Annotated in this window: 15 protein-coding genes; 8 read left to right on the forward strand and 7 right to left on the reverse strand. The window is 31.9% G+C overall.

What is annotated here, in order from left to right:
• The first annotated feature begins 3 nt into the window (after nucleotides 1–3).
• Genes AC3VJB_RS09240 through AC3VJB_RS09250 form a run of 3 tightly spaced genes read left to right on the forward strand, consistent with a single transcriptional unit; the run spans nucleotide 4 to nucleotide 8,158 of the window.
• Entirely contained in the window at nucleotides 4–639 is a 636-nt protein-coding gene (locus AC3VJB_RS09240; protein WP_047788531.1) for a 4Fe-4S single cluster domain-containing protein, read from the forward strand.
• Nucleotides 636–6,827 (forward strand): protein kinase domain-containing protein, encoded by a 6,192-nt coding sequence (locus AC3VJB_RS09245; RefSeq protein ID WP_437823111.1) that lies wholly within the window; start codon nucleotides 636–638, stop codon nucleotides 6,825–6,827. The genes AC3VJB_RS09240 and AC3VJB_RS09245 overlap by 4 nt, the downstream gene beginning before the upstream one ends.
• The gene (locus AC3VJB_RS09250) at nucleotides 6,824–8,158 is read left to right on the forward strand and encodes a hypothetical protein (RefSeq protein WP_437823113.1); all 1,335 of its coding nucleotides are present in this window, start codon (nucleotides 6,824–6,826) and stop codon (nucleotides 8,156–8,158) included. Before AC3VJB_RS09245 ends, AC3VJB_RS09250 begins: the two co-directional genes overlap by 4 nt.
• A 116-nt stretch (nucleotides 8,159–8,274) precedes the next feature.
• On the opposite strand, the gene AC3VJB_RS09255 is transcribed toward AC3VJB_RS09250, so the two are convergent.
• Nucleotides 8,275–9,255, reverse strand: a complete 981-nt coding sequence (locus tag AC3VJB_RS09255; protein WP_437823115.1) for an endonuclease/exonuclease/phosphatase family protein — start codon at nucleotides 9,253–9,255, stop codon at nucleotides 8,275–8,277.
• 101 nt (nucleotides 9,256–9,356) lie between these two features.
• On the opposite strand from AC3VJB_RS09255, the gene AC3VJB_RS09260 reads away from it, so the two are divergent.
• On the forward strand, nucleotides 9,357–9,821 hold the full coding sequence (locus tag AC3VJB_RS09260; RefSeq protein WP_159489746.1) for a DUF4890 domain-containing protein: 465 nt from the start codon (nucleotides 9,357–9,359) through the stop codon (nucleotides 9,819–9,821).
• 80 nt (nucleotides 9,822–9,901) lie between these two features.
• Here AC3VJB_RS09260 and AC3VJB_RS09265 read toward each other — a convergent pair whose 3' ends face one another.
• The 4 genes from AC3VJB_RS09265 to AC3VJB_RS09280 are packed head-to-tail and all read right to left on the reverse strand — an operon-like array spanning nucleotide 9,902 to nucleotide 14,056.
• Entirely contained in the window at nucleotides 9,902–10,417 is a 516-nt protein-coding gene (locus tag AC3VJB_RS09265; RefSeq protein WP_073181751.1) for a gamma carbonic anhydrase family protein, read from the reverse strand.
• A 6-nt stretch (nucleotides 10,418–10,423) separates the two neighbouring features.
• Nucleotides 10,424–11,158 carry a LytR/AlgR family response regulator transcription factor gene (locus tag AC3VJB_RS09270; protein ID WP_047788537.1) on the reverse strand — a complete coding sequence of 245 codons (735 nt, stop codon included), beginning with the start codon at nucleotides 11,156–11,158 and terminating at the stop codon, nucleotides 10,424–10,426.
• A gap of 2 nt (nucleotides 11,159–11,160) precedes the next feature.
• Nucleotides 11,161–13,350: a tetratricopeptide repeat-containing sensor histidine kinase gene (locus tag AC3VJB_RS09275; RefSeq protein ID WP_497667058.1), complete on the reverse strand. Its 2,190-nt coding sequence runs from the start codon at nucleotides 13,348–13,350 to the stop codon at nucleotides 11,161–11,163.
• Nucleotides 13,343–14,056 (reverse strand): hypothetical protein, encoded by a 714-nt coding sequence (locus AC3VJB_RS09280; RefSeq protein ID WP_389862655.1) that lies wholly within the window; start codon nucleotides 14,054–14,056, stop codon nucleotides 13,343–13,345. The genes AC3VJB_RS09275 and AC3VJB_RS09280 overlap by 8 nt, the downstream gene beginning before the upstream one ends.
• 243 nt (nucleotides 14,057–14,299) lie before the next feature.
• Here AC3VJB_RS09280 and AC3VJB_RS09285 point away from each other — a divergent pair, with 243 nt between their 5' ends.
• Nucleotides 14,300–15,430, forward strand: a complete 1,131-nt coding sequence (locus AC3VJB_RS09285) for a vWA domain-containing protein (RefSeq protein ID WP_497667059.1) — start codon at nucleotides 14,300–14,302, stop codon at nucleotides 15,428–15,430.
• A gap of 48 nt (nucleotides 15,431–15,478) precedes the next feature.
• On the opposite strand, the gene AC3VJB_RS09290 is transcribed toward AC3VJB_RS09285, so the two are convergent.
• Nucleotides 15,479–16,273 (reverse strand): glucosaminidase domain-containing protein, encoded by a 795-nt coding sequence (locus AC3VJB_RS09290; RefSeq protein WP_497667060.1) that lies wholly within the window; start codon nucleotides 16,271–16,273, stop codon nucleotides 15,479–15,481.
• A complete protein-coding gene (locus tag AC3VJB_RS09295) occupies nucleotides 16,273–17,214 on the reverse strand; it encodes a 1-aminocyclopropane-1-carboxylate deaminase/D-cysteine desulfhydrase (protein ID WP_159489740.1) in 942 nt (313 codons plus the stop codon). The genes AC3VJB_RS09290 and AC3VJB_RS09295 overlap by 1 nt, the downstream gene beginning before the upstream one ends.
• Nucleotides 17,215–17,340: 126 nt before the next feature.
• Between AC3VJB_RS09295 and AC3VJB_RS09300 the strand changes: the two genes are divergently transcribed.
• The 3 genes from AC3VJB_RS09300 to AC3VJB_RS09310 all read left to right on the forward strand — a co-directional run bounded on the left by AC3VJB_RS09300 (nucleotide 17,341) and on the right by AC3VJB_RS09310 (nucleotide 19,348).
• Entirely contained in the window at nucleotides 17,341–17,589 is a 249-nt protein-coding gene (locus tag AC3VJB_RS09300) for a hypothetical protein (RefSeq protein ID WP_497667061.1), read from the forward strand.
• A 638-nt stretch (nucleotides 17,590–18,227) separates the two neighbouring features.
• On the forward strand, nucleotides 18,228–18,734 hold the full coding sequence (locus tag AC3VJB_RS09305) for a hypothetical protein (RefSeq protein WP_437823125.1): 507 nt from the start codon (nucleotides 18,228–18,230) through the stop codon (nucleotides 18,732–18,734).
• 161 nt (nucleotides 18,735–18,895) lie between these two features.
• Nucleotides 18,896–19,348 carry a hypothetical protein gene (locus AC3VJB_RS09310; protein WP_497667062.1) on the forward strand — a complete coding sequence of 151 codons (453 nt, stop codon included), beginning with the start codon at nucleotides 18,896–18,898 and terminating at the stop codon, nucleotides 19,346–19,348.
• Nucleotides 19,349–19,368: the final 20 nt, after the last annotated feature.

A 19,368-nucleotide genomic window follows, 5' to 3' on the forward strand; every position in this document is an offset into this window, starting at 1 on the left:
TGAATGAAAATAGGAATCTCTCGTTTACACTTTCCAGTAACTACACTTGGTCCAGGACAAAGAGTTGGCATTTGGTTTCAAGGCTGCTCTCTACATTGTGAAGGATGCATCTCAGCAGATACCTGGCAATTCAAAACCAATTCAATAAATATAGAAGAAGTAAAAAATCTATTAAAAAAGTGGCTTCCAACATGCGATGGAATTACTATTTCCGGCGGAGAACCCTTTGATCAAGAACCTGCTTTACAAAATTTGCTAAAATTTCTTAAGCCTTATAAACTTTCCTTGTTAGTTTACAGTGGATACTCTTTCCAAGAATTAAAATATAAAAAAGTTGTTCAGGAGAAATTAATCGATGTGTTAATTTCTGAACCTTATGACTATACAAAAGCCCAAACCCGAGCTTTATTAGGAAGTGACAATCAACAAATTCATTTTCTTACTAATTTAGGAGCGCAAAGTTTTGCTAAATATTTAAACAAAAAACCCGAAAGTAAATTAGACATTCAGTTTAATAATGAGACTCTTTGGATGGCAGGCATACCTATTAATGGAATGAATAAAATAACTGAAAGTTTTCGACAAAACAACGTTGAAATAACCAATACTCAAGCGGTGATAAAGCAACATAAGAAATGAAACACATACGACTTTGTCCTGCATGTAATACTGAACGACCAGTAACCGAAATGTATTGCCAAAACATAATCAGTAATTCAACATGTAGTTGGTTATTAATGAATGTACCCCAAACTCCAGTAGGCGGTCGAATCGAAATTCATCCTGAAGCTGAAGAATCAATCAAACGCCTTTGTGAAAACGGGCATGAAGTTGGAAAAGACGATTTTATGTGCATGGAATGTGGTGCTGACATTCAAGAATTAACAATTAAAGAAGAAGCCCTCAAGAAAATTGATGCATACACCATTATTGAACCTATCGAGATTTCAGGAGCTACCAAAGAATGTTTTTTAGTTAAAGACACTAATGAAAAACACTTTTTTTTAACTTATTATCATGAAAATTCTGAGCCTGATAAAACAATTTATGATGTACTGCACCGAGCAGATGTTGATCATATTGCTAGATTAGTAAAAACAGGTTATTGGAACAATCGATTTTTTGAAGTTTCTGAGCATATCCAAGGAGGATCACTCAATGATTTAGGATATATAAAAGAAAACAGACTCGAAACTTTAGTAAACGAAATCGGTCGAGCACTACGAGATTTCTCAGAAGCTGGTTTTAGACATCGTAATTTATGTCCTAAAAACATTCTAATCCGTGATAATGAAACCTTCGATTTGGTAATTATCGATTACAGTTCTGCAAGGTTATCAGATTATGATCTTGATACCGATACCCCTATACAATTAACTCGGTATACAGCTCCGGAAGCTATCATTGGCGGAGTAAGTCCTGCCTCGGATTGGTGGAGTTTAGGAATGATAGTTTTAGAGCAAATTACCAAAGGAGCGTTCTTTGAAAACATTAATGACAAAGCGTTCATGATCCATTTGGTAACCAGAGGCGTTCAAATTCCAGAAGGTATTGATGAACGTATACTTTTATTGCTAAAAGGCTTGTTATGTAGAGATCCTCTTAAACGTTGGCGCTGGGAACAAGTAGAAAAATGGCTGAACAAAGAATATGTTGCTCCTCCTATAGAAGCTACTTCGGGGACTGATCAAAAAAAAGAAAAAACCATCCAACTTGGAGATACAACTTACACCAATGTAAGCTATTTTGCACTTGCGGCAGCAGAGGAAAATAATTGGAAAAAAGGTTTGACCTTATTTACTTCTGGTGAAATTTCAAATTGGGTAAAAGAAATCCTTGGAGAAGGAAAAATAGCTGCTACTATTAGAAACTTACGCTCTAAAGAAGATATCGATTTGGAGTGGAGGTTTTCCTTAGCTTTAATGCACCTCAATGAAGCTTTACCACTTACTTGGCGAGGACAAATTATTATTCCTGCATGGTTACTTGGCAACCCAACACTCGCTTCAGAGCTTATAGAAGGAAACATTCCTGATTATTTAAACACACTTTCACGTGAAAAATGGTTGGTTAACCTCAAGAGTAGAAAACAAAATGTTTTGCAAAAAGCAAAGAGTTTAGGTATTGAATTGGATAATGACAAGCTCAAGATTAATACACTAAGTACTTCTAGGGTACGATTAAAATCTGAATTGAATCTTTTACGTCAAATTTATCCTGATGCCAAAAACATCAGTTTATCTGATTTAATGGGAGACATCCGACTTAGTGAAGAAGATTTGATACTTATTTTAAGCGCTCAACAAGATCAATTTATCTCCTTAAATCAATTAGTAAAAGAAGCTACTAATTTGGCAAGAGAAATAAAAATTGAATCTAATGAAAGTTTTTTTAGAGAAACTCTAATAAAATCCAGACTAGAAATTTACGAATCTCTACACGAGCTTTTAGAAGGGTTTTCACTAAGTAATAACAATAACTTAAATCGTTGGGCAGATCGTTTCAGGATAGAAAGACGATTACCCATATTGCAATCAATTTTATGTTTATCTATTCCCAAAGACAAATGGATTACACCACCAAAGCATGAATATGCTTCTAGTTTATTAAACTTTTTTGAAAAAAAGATTATTCATACTTCCTCTAGAGGTCCTTTAGTTAGATTAGTTATTTCTAAACATTCACCTCGTTTAGATTTAAAGACATTAGGAACCTCATTAAAACCTTCAGAAAAAATACTCAATAGTATTATTAATCGCTCATCTAGTACGGAAAAAATAGATCCATTAAGTTTCAGCCAAAACCCATTACTTAGTTACCGAACAAGGAGGTTAGTTTTAAGAACAGCAAACTTTAAACGCGATACCGGTTTAGACTCTTTGTATTTAGGGTTTCCATTCCTAATTAGTCAGTTCAAAAAAAATAATCGTCCCCGAATATTACCTATTATTTTATGGCCAATTACACTGGAATTTAAATACCGATCAAACCCTACACTAAAAATTGGTTTCGACAAAGTTCGTGAAGAAATTCGACTAAACCCAGCTCTTTCAAGCTCCTTAGAACCTGAAAATTACAAAAGAATAACACAAATTTATAATGAGGTTTTAAGTAGGCAATCTCTAAGTGTTTCTGAGGTTATCGATGCCTTCGGTTCATTTGTAAAACACAAAACTTCAAAACTTGTTACTCATCCTGAAGTTACTTACATGATGGAAGATATAGGTCTTGAACTACATAGCTCTGGAGTAATTTTTAATGCCAATTTTACAGGTCAATCAATTAGTGAAGATTTGCGTTTACTTCAAAAATTACCACATTCGGGAACAGCTATGGAACCAATTTTAAAAATAAGCACGCCACAAACACCCGAATATAAGCCCATACAATCAGAAAATAATCGATTTACTGTCGTTAATGTAGATCCTTCACAAGAACACGCAGTAATGCATAGTCGATTAAAACCAGGTATTGTTATTGAAGGTCCACCTGGAACAGGGAAAAGCCAGACGATTGTTAATATTATTTCCGATTGTATTGGTAGAAAGGAAAAAGTATTAGTAGTCTCTCAAAAAAGAGCAGCAATTCAGGTAATTATGAAACGGCTAGAGGCTGTAGGTCTAGAAAAAAGAGCTCTTTCTATCACTGATATTGCTAAAGATAGACAAGAAATTATTCGAAGTATTCGTGAACAGGTTTCTTTCGATTTAAACAAATCTGAGCAACAAAATATTCTTGAAAAAATCACATTCAAGCGAAATAACCTGGCAAAACAAATTGATAGAATCGAATCGAAATTGAATATAATTTCTAAAGAGATTCATGTACTGGACGATCAAGCAGGCGCAAGTTATCGAAACATTTTATCTGAACTTATTGAAATTCAACATAGTGATTATATTGATATTCCTGAAGCCCGAAATTTTCTAGAAAATATTTCAGCAGATGATTTGAACATTCTTGAAACGGAAATCAGTACGTTAATGCGTGAATGGGTGCCTTCAAAATATGAAAACAATGCGCTTTCCAATTTAAAAATAACACAATATGATAACGCAACAAAAAAAGCAATTAAGCAAGATATAGAGCTTTTTAATGAGATTGAAGAAAAAAGAGTAGATTGTATAAAACAAACCACAGGAGTCTATGATAATGAACACGCTCAATTTTATAAAGCATGGCTGTATAAAAACGAACAAAAACTCCTAAATATTACTGATACAGAAGCTAAAAATACTAAAATTTGGCTTGATTTTATTTGGGATGAATTCAATGAAAAGTCCATTGGTGACGATATTCTTGATGAACTAAAACAATTACTATCAGACCTCAAAACACTGATTTTCAAATACAAAAAAATCTATTTTTCGAGTTGGTTAATACAAACTGATAATGAAATCCTAGAAGAAGTAATTCGAGCTTGTGACAGCTATCTAAATACATCCATTTTTAAGTTTCTTAATCCTTTAACATGGAAACATCAATTTCTATTGAAGAAAGTCTTAAAAGAACTTGAACTTCATTCCAATAAAGAAAATATAAAACTATTAAAAACAAATTCTGAGTACGAAATTACTTTTAGATCTTACCGAAATCACTTTAATAATGTATTAATAAAGTTAAACAACACAGTAGAAACCATTACAAACCCTAAGTTTCTTGCTGTGAAAATTAGTGATAAAATCAGCGAACTATTAGACACGATTGTTTTAGTAAAAGCATTAAAAAAATGCCCTTTAAAAGATGAAGCTAAAAAAGTTTTAAAATCCGGAAAAGAATCTGAATTTCAAAATTTCATAAAAGAATTAAGCAGTGCTAGTAATCGTTTTGAAAAAAGACAAGAATCCTACAAAAAACTAACTGACTTAAAACAATGGTTAATAGATTCTAGTTTTAATTTTTTCCATTCAAACATAAAAAATAACAATACCGATTTATCTGTCATTCAAAAAATGTCCCAAGACATAAACCACTTTATTCCATATCAAAAATTTAGGATAAGACTAGGAGATAAACTTCAAGAAGACAAAACATTACAACTTTTAGCAATTTTTAGGAATTACGAAAATAAAATTACTCAATATACCTCTGAACGTTGGCCTAAAATTATCCAAAAAACAATACGACGAGAAGGTTTATTGGGTTGGAAACAACGTATTGAAAAAGAAACACCAGCCTTACTAATGGCTGATAGTGAAATTGACCAAAATGTACGATTGTTAGAAAATAGTTTAGCTGAAATAAAAACATTAAACAAAGAACTACTTAACTTAAACTATGACTTTGAAAAAATTGGCTCAAAGTCACAATGGCATGGTATTACACGTCTACGAGGGCAGAACTATAAAAAACTACGAGAATTTATTCATTTAGGCAACAATTTAGGCTTAATGAATATTCGTCCAATTTGGTTGATGAGCCCAGAGGTCGTTTCACAAGCTTTACCTTTACAAGCGGGATTGTTTGATGTAGTAATTTTTGATGAAGCTTCTCAAATGTTAATTGATCATTCAATCCCTTCACTTTATCGTGCAAAACGTGTAATTGTAAGTGGTGATGAAAAGCAAATGCCTCCGGCAAACTTCTTTGGTCATAAAATGGATGATGACGAAAGTGAAGGCATAAATATCGAACTCAGTGAGGATAATTCCGAAGAAGAATTAACTCTATATGAAGAGGCTTGGAATAAAAAAGAAGTCAAAGATTGTCCAGATTTATTAACATTAGCCAAAACGGTTCTTCCCACCACAACACTTCAAATTCATTACCGTTCTCAATACAAAGCACTTATCAACTTTTCTAACCATGCCTTTTATGCTGGTCAATTACATATTCCTGCTTATCATCCTAAAAACGAAATTAAAAAAGTAAAACCTCTAGAAGTCATTCGAGTAAATGGTGTTTATAATGAACAAACCAACGAAACTGAAGCTGAAGTACTAATTGAATACTTATATAACCACTGGCAATTACCTGAAAATGAAATTTTAAGTACAGGTATTGTAACCTTCAATAAAAAACAAGCAGATCTTATTGAAGATAAAATTGAAGAAAAAGCGCTTTCAGATGATGCTTTTATGGAAGTTTTAAATCGTGAACGTAACAAACAACAAGAAGGAGAAGCCATGGGCTTTTTTGTTAAGAATGTAGAGAATGTTCAAGGAGATGAACGTGATATGATTTTATTTAGCACTACATTTGGTTTTAATAAACAAGGAGTTTTCCGCCGCAATTTTGGAGCTTTAGGGCATCGTGGTGGAGAAAGAAGACTCAATGTAGCTATTACAAGAGCAAGACATAAAGTAGTTATTGCCACCTCAATGCCCATCAAAGATATTTCTGATATGCTTTCTACAGGACGATCTCCATCAAAACCAAGAGATTATATTCAGGGCTATTTGAAATATACCGAAACACATTTTAGTAATCAAATAGAGGTTGCTAATCAATCGTTAAAAAGGCTTTCATCAAGAAAAATAGAAGAAAGTAAAACACTAAATAACGATGGTTTTAAAAATACTGTTAGAAATTACATTCACAGCTTGGGTTATGAAACCGTGGAAAATAATGATAACAATGTTTTTTATTTAGATTTAGCCATTGAAGATAAAAACACAGGACGATTTGTTATTGGAATTGAATGTGATGTACCTCAAAACTCATTACTTAAAGATGCAAGACATCGTGAAATATGGCGCCCATTGATTTTAAAAAAATCGATTCCTCATATACATAGAACTACCTCTTATAAGTGGTTACAAGATACAGATAATGAAAAATTAAGGCTGAAACACGCCATACAAAATGCTTTAAACAACACACCATGAGCGGACCAAAAGTTGTACGAATCGTTACCCCAGCTGAGCGAAAATTGATAAAGAAAAGGTGGTTAACTCGATTAAAAAACAAAATAGAACACGTGAAGGCTTATGCCATCAAACATAATATGTTTACAGAAGAACTTCAAGATGCTTTGGATGAAACATTGGAGTATTACCAAAATATCTCAGAAGATGATTATAGAAAAATAGAGCGAGAAGTTTCGGGACAAATCGAGTTTCTAGATAAGGAAAAAAAGAATTTGGTAAAAAAAGTAGTTAAAATTAGGACTTCTAAATGGGAATCTTTTAAGAACCTAAAGAGTACACATAACGAATTACGCTTTTTACTTAAAAACAAAAGCATTGATTTCCAAGATTTCGACACTCCTTCAAATATAAATGAAATAGAAGAATATCGTGAAAAAGTAGATTATTTGTACAGCCTTTTAAAAGAAGCTTCTTTTAATTCTCAAACACTGACAAATGAACAAAAAGCAATTCAAGAACGATTATCTTCTGGTGACAGTTTGCTGTCTGTACAAAAATGGCGTTCCAATCGTCCTAAAGTAATTTCCAGACTAAAAAAGTTGGAAAACGCGTTAAAGGAAATGTATATTTCTGAAATTCCTCAGAACAAAATACACGAATTTATGAATCGTTGTGCCGAATTAGAAGAAGAAGCTCCTAATTACGATTTGTTATTGGATTCATTAACTATTCAGGTAGCCGAGTTCAGTAAAAATCAATTGGCATTACGGGAAGCTAAAGAAAAGCTCAAAACAGCCATTGACCAATTAGAATCTTTAGAATTGAATCTGAGTTTTATTGATAAATGGATAGCCTTACTTAATTCAGATAATCTAAATGATGTAAAAGATGCCTTAGAAAAAGCCAAATACTTGTATACTGAAGTTTCGGAGAAAATCATTATTGAAACTCGACGAAAGGCTATTAAAAAGGCATTACAAAATGCAGGTTATGAAGTTAATGACACAATGGAAACTGCATGGGTTGAAAATGGGAGCTTAGTGGTAAAAAAAGCTAAAAATTCGTTATATGGTGTAGAGTTTATGAGTCCCAAAAACCTAAGCCGCATTCAAGCACGAGTTGTTGCCGATAAAAATAGAAATAATGAACGCAGTCCAAATCTAGACAAAAATCAGGAAGAAATTTGGTGTGATGAATTTTACGATATTAAAACTATTTTAGAAAGCCAAAATTTATCTATTGTTGTGGATAAAGCAGAAGAAGCAGGTGCAGTAAAAATGAAAGAAATTGCTCTAGGTAATGATTATGTAAAAAGAGAAAATCAGTCCAAGAAAAGAAAAAATGTTTAAATTCAATACAAAAATATGTATAACTACATACCACTATAGACAGTATCTTATTGTAAGATAGCTTTGAAAACAACTCTATATTTAAATAAAGAAGCTTGGAGCTTTACCAAGCTTCTTTATTTTTTTAATTTAAACTTCATTTCAATAGGCAAATGATCTGATGCCTGTCCGAACTTTTTTAATACACTTCCCTCTACATACTCTATAAAATCCTTGGTGTAAAAAATATAATCAATACGTTCTTCTGGATTTTTTGTATCAAAAGTATTCTCAGGATTTTCAGTTGAAAAAGCAGCATTTCCTACTCCATCCATTGCAAACATTTTTTGAATAACGGCTTCACTATCTCTAGCTTTTGAGTTAAAATCTCCTAATAAAATTGTAGGGTATTGACTCTTATACTTATTAAAAAGATTCAATACGTACTCAAACTGTCTTACTCTCGTTGCTTTATCAAATGCTTCTAAATGTAAATTTATTACTACCACTTCTTTTCCTTCTACCTTAACTTTTACCACTTGTACCAACCTGTCTAAATACAAAGCGTCTCTATAAAAAGGGTTATCAGCTACTCGTTCTAAAACGATACGCTCATAGTCTTTTAACTCATATTTACTTAAAATTGATTGACCTGAAACTATTTTACCAAAGTGCATACTTGGTGGCCAGTATGGAAAAGGCACATAATTCTCATCCCAGTTTACACCTCTTGCTACATAATTATAACCTAGTTCTGCTAATTTTTCTTCTTGGTTTACTTTATAAGATCTAGCTGCATTGTAATCAACTTCTTGAAGCGCTATAATATCTGGATTTACTTTTTTTATTTCAGTTAATACCTTTTTCATATTTCCTTCAAACAATTGCTTAGGTTTTGCTACTGCTCGGTTATTTGTCATCCCACTTAAGTACCCAATATTGTAGGTTACTATGCTATAGATTGAATCATTATCAGTTGTACTCGCATACTCATGCGTAATAATTTTTGCATATTCTGCTTCATCAATTGTTGGTGAAGACGCCCAAAAAAAGAAGATTACAAACACTCCTATAACCACCAATAAAAACCTTACAGCAATTCTGAAAATTAACTTCATAAAAAATAAAAAAATGTTAAATGTAGTTTCAAATTTAAACTTTTTTAATCTGCAACGGTCTTAGAAGCGTAAATAATTAATAAACCTTAAAATTTAACAACATGAAGAAAGCACTAACACTCTTGATTTTAGCAGTTGGTTTTACTGTTACTACTCAAGCTCAAAAGAGAGATAAAACTAAACATGAAAAATTAACTGTAGAGCAAAAAACAGAATTAGCTGTAAAAAAAATGACCTTACAGCTTGATTTAACAGAGTCTCAACAAAAACAAGTGAAGCCTTTAGTAGCAGAGCAAATTTCTGAAAGACAGGAAATGTGGGCTAAAAGAAAAGCTATGAAAAAAAGTGGTACTAAACCTACTGCTGATCAAAAATATGCTATGAAAAGTAAAATGCTTGACAAACAAATTGCTTACAAAACTGAAATGAAACGTATTTTAAATGAGCAACAATATGAACGTTATGAAAAAATGGCTGCTCGAAAAATAAAGAGACATAGCAAGAAAGGTGATCGCAAAATACACAAAAAAAGAAAGCATCATAAAGAAAATAAAAGCGATAAGTAATATCGATTTATAGTAGATTAGTTTTTGATTGAAAAAAAAGCTCGGTTTTGGAAACAGAACCAGGCTTTTTTATTTTTTCATTATTCTTTAAACCAACTTGAATATTTCACATAATTATTGGCAATTCGATCAATTTCATCTGAAATAAGTTCTTTGGAAATATCTTTTACTTTTTTTGCAGGAACCCCAGCGTACACACTTCCACTTTCAATATGTGTATTTTTAGTTACTACAGCACCTGCTGCAATAATAGAATTTGACTCTACTACACAATCATCCATGATAATACTTCCCATACCTACCAACACATTATCATGAATAGTGCACCCATGTACTAAGGCATTATGACCAATAGACACATTATTTCCAATAGTTGTTGGTGATTTTTGATATGTTGCATGTATTACTGCACCATCTTGTACATTTACTTTATCTCCCATTTTTATATAGTGTACATCTCCGCGAATCACCGCATTAAACCATACACTACACGACTCCCCCATTTGCACATCGCCTACAATAGTTGCGTTTTCTGCAATGTAACAATCATTTGGAATTTGTGGGTGTTTTCCTCTTACTGGTTTTATAATTGGCATAAATTTTTATTTAAAATATGATAATAAATTTGCTTTTTTTGATGCTGAAACCATAATTTCTTTCTCGTTTGATAGCACAACACTTCCTCCTTTTCCTTTTTTATACTTTACTATTTCATTAACGTTGACTAAATACGATTTATGTACCCTAACAAAAGAACTGTCTTTTAAAGCTTCTTCAAAATATTTAAGTGTTTTACTTACCACTTTTTTAGAATTATCAAAATAGATTTCCGTGTAGTTATCATCTGCTTTGCAAAATAAAATTTCCTCAACAGCTACTACTTCAAATCCATCTTGTTGCGGAATCGTAATTTTCCCATTTACTTGATGAGTCATTTTGGGAGTTAACACATTAGTTTCTAACTCATTTTCTTTCTCTTTAATTTCAGTTACAATACCTACTGCTTTAATCAACTCGTCGATTGAAATTGGTTTTAACAAATAATAAGTTGCTTGATTATTTAATGCCTCAATCGCGTAATGATCGTAAGCAGTTACAAAAACTGTTTCAAAAGTTTGATTTTCAACTTTTTCTAACAAGTCAAAAGCATTTCCAAAAGGCATTTCTACATCTAAAAACACCAAGTCCAATTCGTGTTTTTCAATTAGTTTTAGTGCTTCTTCAATATTACTTGCTTCTCCTAACAAGGTTACATTAGGACAGTATTTAGTAATATAGTTTCGTAAAATATCTCTACTTATTTGCTCATCTTCAACTATAATTGCTTTTATTTTCATTGCTAATTTTTATCCTTTTTTAGTATCAATGCTACTTTAGTTCCGCTTCCATCTTCAAAAGCATTTAAAACCACCACAGATATTTTATCCTGATACATATTATTTAAAATAGCAATTCTATTTTTTATTGTACTCATTCCTTTTGATTTTTGTTTGAGTTGGTTCTTCGTCTTCATTTCTATTGATTTCTCTCTTCCAACCCCATCATCTTCAATTAAAATAGTAATAGAATCATTGTTTTTTGGAAGCATTGAAATTTGAAGTTTTCCCTTTTCTTTTTTGTATCGAAGTCCATGCCAAATTGCATTTTCTATATACGGTTGCAATAACATTGGTGGAATCGAATATTCATCTAAAGGTATACTTTTGTCTATATTAATAGTATAATCAAACTTATCTTTAAACCGGTTGTGCTCTAACTTCACATACAATTCTAACAACTCAATTTCTTTGGTTAACGGTATGAAATCTTCATCTGAATTTTCTAATACCGAACGCATTAATACCGAAAACTCTGACAAATATCTATTTGCGCTTCGCTCGTCACTTACTGCAATAAAACTGTTAACTGAATTCAATGCATTGAAAATAAAGTGCGGATTCATCTGTGACCGCATCGATTTTAAAGCCAGTAAATTATTGGCTAACTTTTGTTGTTTATTCGTTCTAAACATAAAATACACCAACAAAACCATTAATAAAAAACCTCCAATTAATGAATAAATAATCCATTTTTGACGTCTATTACTCTCCTCTACCAATTGCTGGTCTTTGTATGCTAAACTTATTTTACTATCTGTTAATTCTTTGTCTTTTTCTAAACTTACTATTCTGTTTTGGTTATCTGAAATTCGTTTACTAAAACGTTTTACTTGTTGAATTTCCTGTTCTTTTCGTGAATATAAAGTATCTACCAATTTTACATAATCTTGATACGTTTTTAGAGCTTCTGTGTAATCTCCAACCGTAGCATATACTTCCGATAAACGCTTAGTCGCGTCTTTTTGAATAATTAAATCTTTGTTTTTATCCGCATCTGCAATACTCTTTTTTAAATACGGGATTGCCTCTTCATATTCAGATTTTTGCATGTAGGCATTTCCTATTTTATAGTTGATTTTTTGTGAGGTAATTGAATCTACCAAAGATTCGTTACTTTCCGCTTCTACAACTATATTATCTGCTTCTTTTAGGCTTTCTTTTCGCAACTGAATTTCTTCGTCGTATCGTTGAGATTTATTATAAAAATCGGCTACTTTTTGCTGTTCTTTTAACGAGCGCTTTTTGTTTTCTTCGGATGCTAATTTTAATGAGTTTTTAAAATAGCCATCTGCTTTTTGTGTGTTTCCTTGGGCTGCAAAAACTTCTGCTAGCTTAGAGTTTAAGTCTGTTATTTTAGGTGTGATTAAATTCTTTTTCGCAATTTCTAATCCTTTTTCGTAGTTTGCTTTAGCCTTGTTATAGTTTTTTTGAGCTAAGTACACATCTCCCAATCCTTGGTATGCAGTTAAACGTAAGTAATTATTAAGCACCCCGCTTTGTAGGCTTTGTATATAGTTTTGTTCACTACTGTTATAATCTTCCGATAAAAATGCTGCTTTTGCCAGTTTCAAACGAACCCTAGGCGAGTTTACTTCTTGTAAGGAAATTTGATAATTCTCAACCGCTAAATCGTACTGTTTCCAATAAAAGTACACCTCAGCTAATTCTTTAAACACAGTAGCTCTTTGGCTTTTATTTGGGTTTATCAACAACGTCTTTTCAACAAAAGACAAACTTTTATCAATATCTTTCTTTTTATAAAACTCAACTGAATCTAAATATTGCGAATATAAACCTGTTTGTTTTCTTGTACTATAAGAGCTTAGTTTTGATTTTTTTTGGGGCGTAAAATCTTCTACTTCCACCTTTATATCTTCATCATCTCTAATTGTATAGAAAACACGATTAAAACTAGGATGTGAAACTTCTAATTGGCTTCCTACTGTGGCTTTTACTGTATAGCTTCCCGTTATTTCAGAAAATCGATATGTTCTTCCATTTACTTCTACACTCGCATCTTTTATAGGCTGACGCGTCTCTTTACTAACTACTTGAACTTTTACTAAAAAATCTTTAGCTGTATTTTCCTTTGTTTGAGAAAAAGCAGCGAATGAAAGGAAAAGAAATACTATGTATATTTTTTTAATCATTTACTGGAAAATATTCAACCACATTAAAATTTTCATTAGTTAAATCAACATAAAAATAATGTATTTGTAATTTATCTTCTTCTGATTTTATTTTTTCTGTTGTTTTAAAATACAGTCTTTTATTTTCAACTAACTCCTTAACATTTATTACTTTTTGTTTTTGAGGTGAAATTTTAATAAAATTTGTACCATCAATTTTACTTAAGTACAAACTTATATCATCCTCATAACCGAGTTTTTTATCATCATTAGTATCGCTATCAATAACTTTATACATTAATATTTGCTGTTTTGTAACATTAAATATCTCTCTTAAAAAGCTTACAGAAGATATATGGATATTTTCTTTCGTTAATGATGTAAACTTATCTGACCCTAATTTTTGAAATTTAAGGTTAATCATCATTCCATTAATTTCATTATCAAAGAAATCTGTCAAATGATATGTTTTTCCTCCTTTACTTAATGAAAAATAGCTTTTATTTACTTCCTTATTATTTCCATATCCTACAGGGTGTATAAGATAATTTGTACTATCAATATGTATAGGTAAATCAGCTATTTTAATTAAAGAAGTATCGACTTTAATTTCTTTTTTAGTTTTATCTAAAACAGTTATTTCATTAGTTTCATTTCTGGTTTTCGGCTCACAACTCAAACATATAATTCCTAAAAAAAGGAATATTAAAATTACTTCTTTTCTCATGTTTATTAATTTTTTATTTGTGTAAACATACTCACAAAAAGCCATACAAAAAAACACCTAAACCATTAAAACTCCACAAAAAACAGTCAAAAAATAGATGTTGCTCATTTAACTCGTTATTTCCCTAAATGAAACAACCTGTTCACTCATTCTGTATTTTTTAAGAAGAAAGTTGGAAGTAATTTTGAATAGAAATTAACACCAATCAAACTTATACCCAATTAATAACTAAAAATAAAAATTATGAAAACGTACACATTAAAAGTATTTTTCTTTTGCTTAATACTACTAACAACAACTACGTTTGCCAACAAAAACACCCCTATAAGAAAGGTAAAAAAACAAACTGTTAAAGTTGCTTTGTTACTGGATACCAGTAATAGTATGGACGGACTCATTAACCAAGCAAAAGCACAACTATGGGAAATTGTTAATGAATTATCGTATGCTAAATACAACGGTATTACTCCTAATTTAGAAATTGCTTTATACGAATACGGAAATTCAAGTTTATCTTCTAAAGAAGGATATATCCAACAGGTTTTACAATTTACGAGTGATTTAGATGAGATTTCTGAACATCTTTTTTCTTTAAGCACTAATGGCGGAAGTGAATATTGTGGTCAAGTAATACAAACTTCTTTAAACGAATTGGATTGGGGAACTAATAAACGTGATTTAAAAATGATTTTTATCGCCGGAAACGAGCCTTTTACTCAAGGAAAAGTAAACTATAAAGATGCTATTACTAATGCTAAAGAAAAAGATATTATAGTTAACACAATATTCTGCGGTGATTATAACCAAGGGATTACTGGAAGATGGCAAGACGGAGCTATTTATGGAGATGGTGATTATATGACTATTAATCAAAACAAACACATTGTACATATTGTAACACCTTATGACAACGATATTATTATTTTAAATAAACGTTTAAATAACACTTACATTCACTATGGTTCGTATGGATATTCTAAATACAGTAACCAAGCAAAGCAAGATATGAATGCTGAGAGTTTAGATGAAGCTGTAGTAGTAAAACGTGCCGTAACTAAAAGCTCTAAACTATATAAAAATGCTGAATGGGATTTGGTGGATGCTTCAGAAGAAAAAGAAATTGATTATAGCTCTTTAAAAAAGAAACAGCTACCGAAACAATTACAGAATAAATCTGCCAAAGAAATTAAAATGTACGTGGAGAAAAAACGTAAAGAGCGTGCTGAAATTCAGCAAAAAATTCAAGAGTTAAATAAAAAAAGAAAAACGTATGTAGCTAAAAAACAAAGGGAAAGCTCTAAAAAAAATGAATTAGAAAGTGTTATGATAAAAGCTATTAAAAAACAAGCAGAAAAGAAAAATTACTCTTGGTAGTTTTAATTGGGGTTTGGTTAGTTAAAGCGGAGTAAAACTCCGCTTTTTTTATTTTACTAGCAAATCTTGCCCAATGCTAATGTTATTATCACTTAAACCATTTACTTCTTTTAATCGTTGTACCGAAACATTATATCTTCTTGATATAGAGTATAGCGTATCTCCTTTTTGAACTTTATGTGAAGTCGTTTTATACGTTGGCGTTTTTACTACTAAAGAACCATCTCTTCTAACTCGATCGTATTTATCTAAGTTATACTTTGTAATAATAGAAATTAATTTTTGAGGATATTTTCTATCCGTTGCATATCCTGCTCTTTTTAACCCGTATGCCCAACCTTTATAATCTGTATGCCTTAATCTAAATAAACTTGCATATCGTTTACGAGTTAGTAAAAACTGTGAGTGATCTTCATACGAAGTTTCAGGGTATTTATATTTTCTAAAACATTCTCCTTTTTCATCATCATCATGAGTTACACTATTACCTTGCCAACCTCTATGACATTTAATGCCAAAATGATTGTTTGATCTTCGAGCTAAAGGGCTTCTTCCACTCCCCGATTCTAATACTCCTTGCGCTAAGGTAATACTAGCAGGAATACCATGTTCGTGCATTTTCTTCACTGCAATTGGTGCAAATTTTTGAATATAGGCCTCGGTATGGTTTGTAGTTGTTGATATTGGCTTTTGTATTTGCTCTAACTGTGGTAACTCAGGCATTTTTTCTTCTCTAGGTTCTAAAACCACCTCTTTTGGTGTATTTTTTACCACATTTTTACCCGACCCGCAACTTGTAAATATTGCCGCACAAACTACTAAAAAAACTACCTTTATTTTCATTAAACCTTTATTAACTCTTTATTTTTATCCTTTAATTTCTGGTTTACTCCTGCTATTCCTTGTAAACCTCCTGTATGAATTACTAGTATTTTACTGTTTTTCGAAAACATATCTTTTGCTACTAAATCTAGTATTCCAAATAACATTTTCGCTGTATAAACTGGATCTAATAAAATACCTGTTTGCCCTTTAAATTCATTTATAAAACGGATTAACTCTTCAGTATATTTTCCGTAGCCTCCAAAATGATAGTTGGTTTGCAAGTTCCAATTTTTACTTTCTTTTGCATAAGGTGTTATTTCTTCTGCTAAGAAATCACCTTTTAGTGCAGGAAACCCAATTACCTTTTGATTCTTTTTGGCCGAATTTATCAATCCAGAAATCGTTCCTCCAGTACCTACTGCGCAGCAAATATAATTGAATTTTTCATCTTCATTTGTTAAAATCTCCTCGCAACCTTTTACAGCTAAAGCATTTGTTCCTCCTTCTGGAATTAGGTAAAAATTACCAAATTCTTTTTTTAACTGATTAATAAATTCTTCAGATGTTTTACTTCGGTAGGCTTCTCTAGTAATAAACTTAAATTGCATACCACTTTCGTAAGCTTTTCTCAAGGTTTCGTTTTGTAAAAGTGTTTTGGCTACATCCTTTCCAAGTTCATCACCTCTAATAATTCCTATTGTTTTAAAACCTGCCATTTTTCCTGCAGCAGCAGTAGCTGCAATATGGTTTGAAAAAGCGCCTCCAAAAGTTAATAAGGTTTCTTTTTTTTGTTGTTTTGCTTCTGCAATATTATACTTCAGTTTTCTGAATTTATTGCCTGAAACGAATGGATGAATAGTATCTTCTCTTTTTATAAAAAGTTCAACCTCTTTTGTTGTTAAAATAGGTAAGTAAATTTGTTGGTTTTCTGGTATGGGAATTTCTAGTTTAAACAGCATTTTAAAAAGTTATCAATGCAAAAATAAGCCTTTAATCTATTTTTAGCTTATCCCCTACTATACCAATAGTAATTATTAAAAAAAATAACAACATAGTAGTGAAAAATATTAACTAATCGTGCCGCGATGTCTTCGGAGCACGCCGTGATATCAGCGACCCATGCCGTGGTGTCTGCGGAGCACGCCGTGATATCAGCGACCCATGCCGCGGTGTCTTCGGAGCATGCCGTGATATTAGCGACCCGTGCCGTAGTATCTTCGGAGCATGCCGTGATATCAGCGACCCGTGCCGCGGTGTCAACGGAGCATGCCGTGATATTAGCGACCCGTGCCGTGGTGTCTGCGGAGCATGCCGTGATATTAGCGCCCGATTAACGGGGAGTATTCAATAAAGTGTGTCAACTTGTTTAAAGTTGCTCCTATTACTGAAGAAGGAAGACAACCGATTAGGCTTCGTTTGTAGTCCCGATAAAAAAGTTGCACTTTTTTATCTTATTTCTTTATATTTGAAAGTGTTAATAAAATTGCTAAAAGTTCCGCATATCTTACCGTAAAAGGAATATATAAGTAATTTTATTACGTATATAAACTAGTTAGTTTCAATAAGGTAATTTCTTTACTTTTTTTCTTGAAAGAAGCTTTACTATTGTTAGTCTTTAATCCTAAAACAACCTTTCTTTACGTGCGGACTTTTTGCCAAGTATATCGCTAACTCTTTGGTTTGTGTCTGTGTTCATCTATATGAAAACCTAGCTCTCTCTGCTACTTGGGAATGGACGCCGTTTTTATACTCGATAATCTTGCCAGGGATTATCTTTAAATTCTAACTGATGGCACCTTATAAAAACTAACAAAACCTATAATTTATTACGGCGGATTTTCACTCTCGGAAAATCCTCGTATATTTACTAACAAATCGCTATGGCGGAAAAGTAGCTGCGCTCTTTTCCGTAACAAACCATAGCTCTAAAACGTTGGCAAACATTTGAACAAACCAAAACCTTAAAGAAAAATTGAAAGCTGAATTTATTTACCAACCTACTTCTGGAGAGTATGAGGAGAAAACTTTTGACTTAAATACAGTTTGGAAAAGTCAAATTTGGAGTTGGACTAAATTCACAACAAAAAGTGGAATTGAATGGATTGGAGCTTTTCGTGGAGAACCCAAAAAAACTGCAATAGCTGAAAAAATAAATCAAGTTGCAATTTTGACAAGTGATGGACTTTATATATTGGATATTGATAAAAGAGAAACTCTCTTTTTTGACCAACAAACTGAATTTAGAGAATTAGCTGAATCACCAACAAAAGACCAATTCATTATTGCAGATTATGACCAAATCGGAATAATTGACAAAGATTTTAAAACAGAGTATATAACTCTCGATTTCGCAATTGACAACATTGTGTTTAGAAATTACATTGGAACGAAATTGAGAATTAATTTTGAGAAACTACCAGATTATGAAGTTATAGAGGGAGTTTTGAATACTGAAAACTGGAAAATTGAAACGGTATAAAAACGATTAGCCAACAAGGTGTATAATTAATTGCGGCTGAATTTCCTCGCTGGAAATTCAATCTTATTAATTATCTTTCCGCAACAACGGAAAAGAACTCGCGTCTTTTTCCCGCAAAAAATCATACACAAATACGTTACCCAACATTTGACCAATCAACAATGAGAAGGAAAAGACTTCAACATCATACAGATATTTTTTGCGATATGTTCGCAGGTTGGAAACTAGTGAACGATATGAGATCTTTGGTTCAATTGGAAAGTGGAATTATTGAATTTGATTTCCTGAATAGAACTCAAAAACTCAACAATGCGGAATCGAAAACTGACTTTAATATGTTTTATGAAATTTCGGAATGGTTTGCGGACGATTTAAAAAAGCACAATATCGAAACGGAATTTATTAAAGAAGCAAAAGTAAAAGCCGAATTTAAAGTTGAATTCACTACTGGAAAAATGAAGTCTCGAACGAAAGGAATTACAGAACTATATCTGAATTTAAAGTCTTGGATACTAACGGACGAAAAAGAATATAAATCGGAAAAGGAAGAAACTCAAGAATTTCACCATATTGAACGGAAAGAAAAAACGTTGGGTAACAAAGAACTGAGGTAAAAAACAAGTTAACTTTATAC

This window comes from Tenacibaculum sp. TB-53 (genome assembly GCF_059716285.2).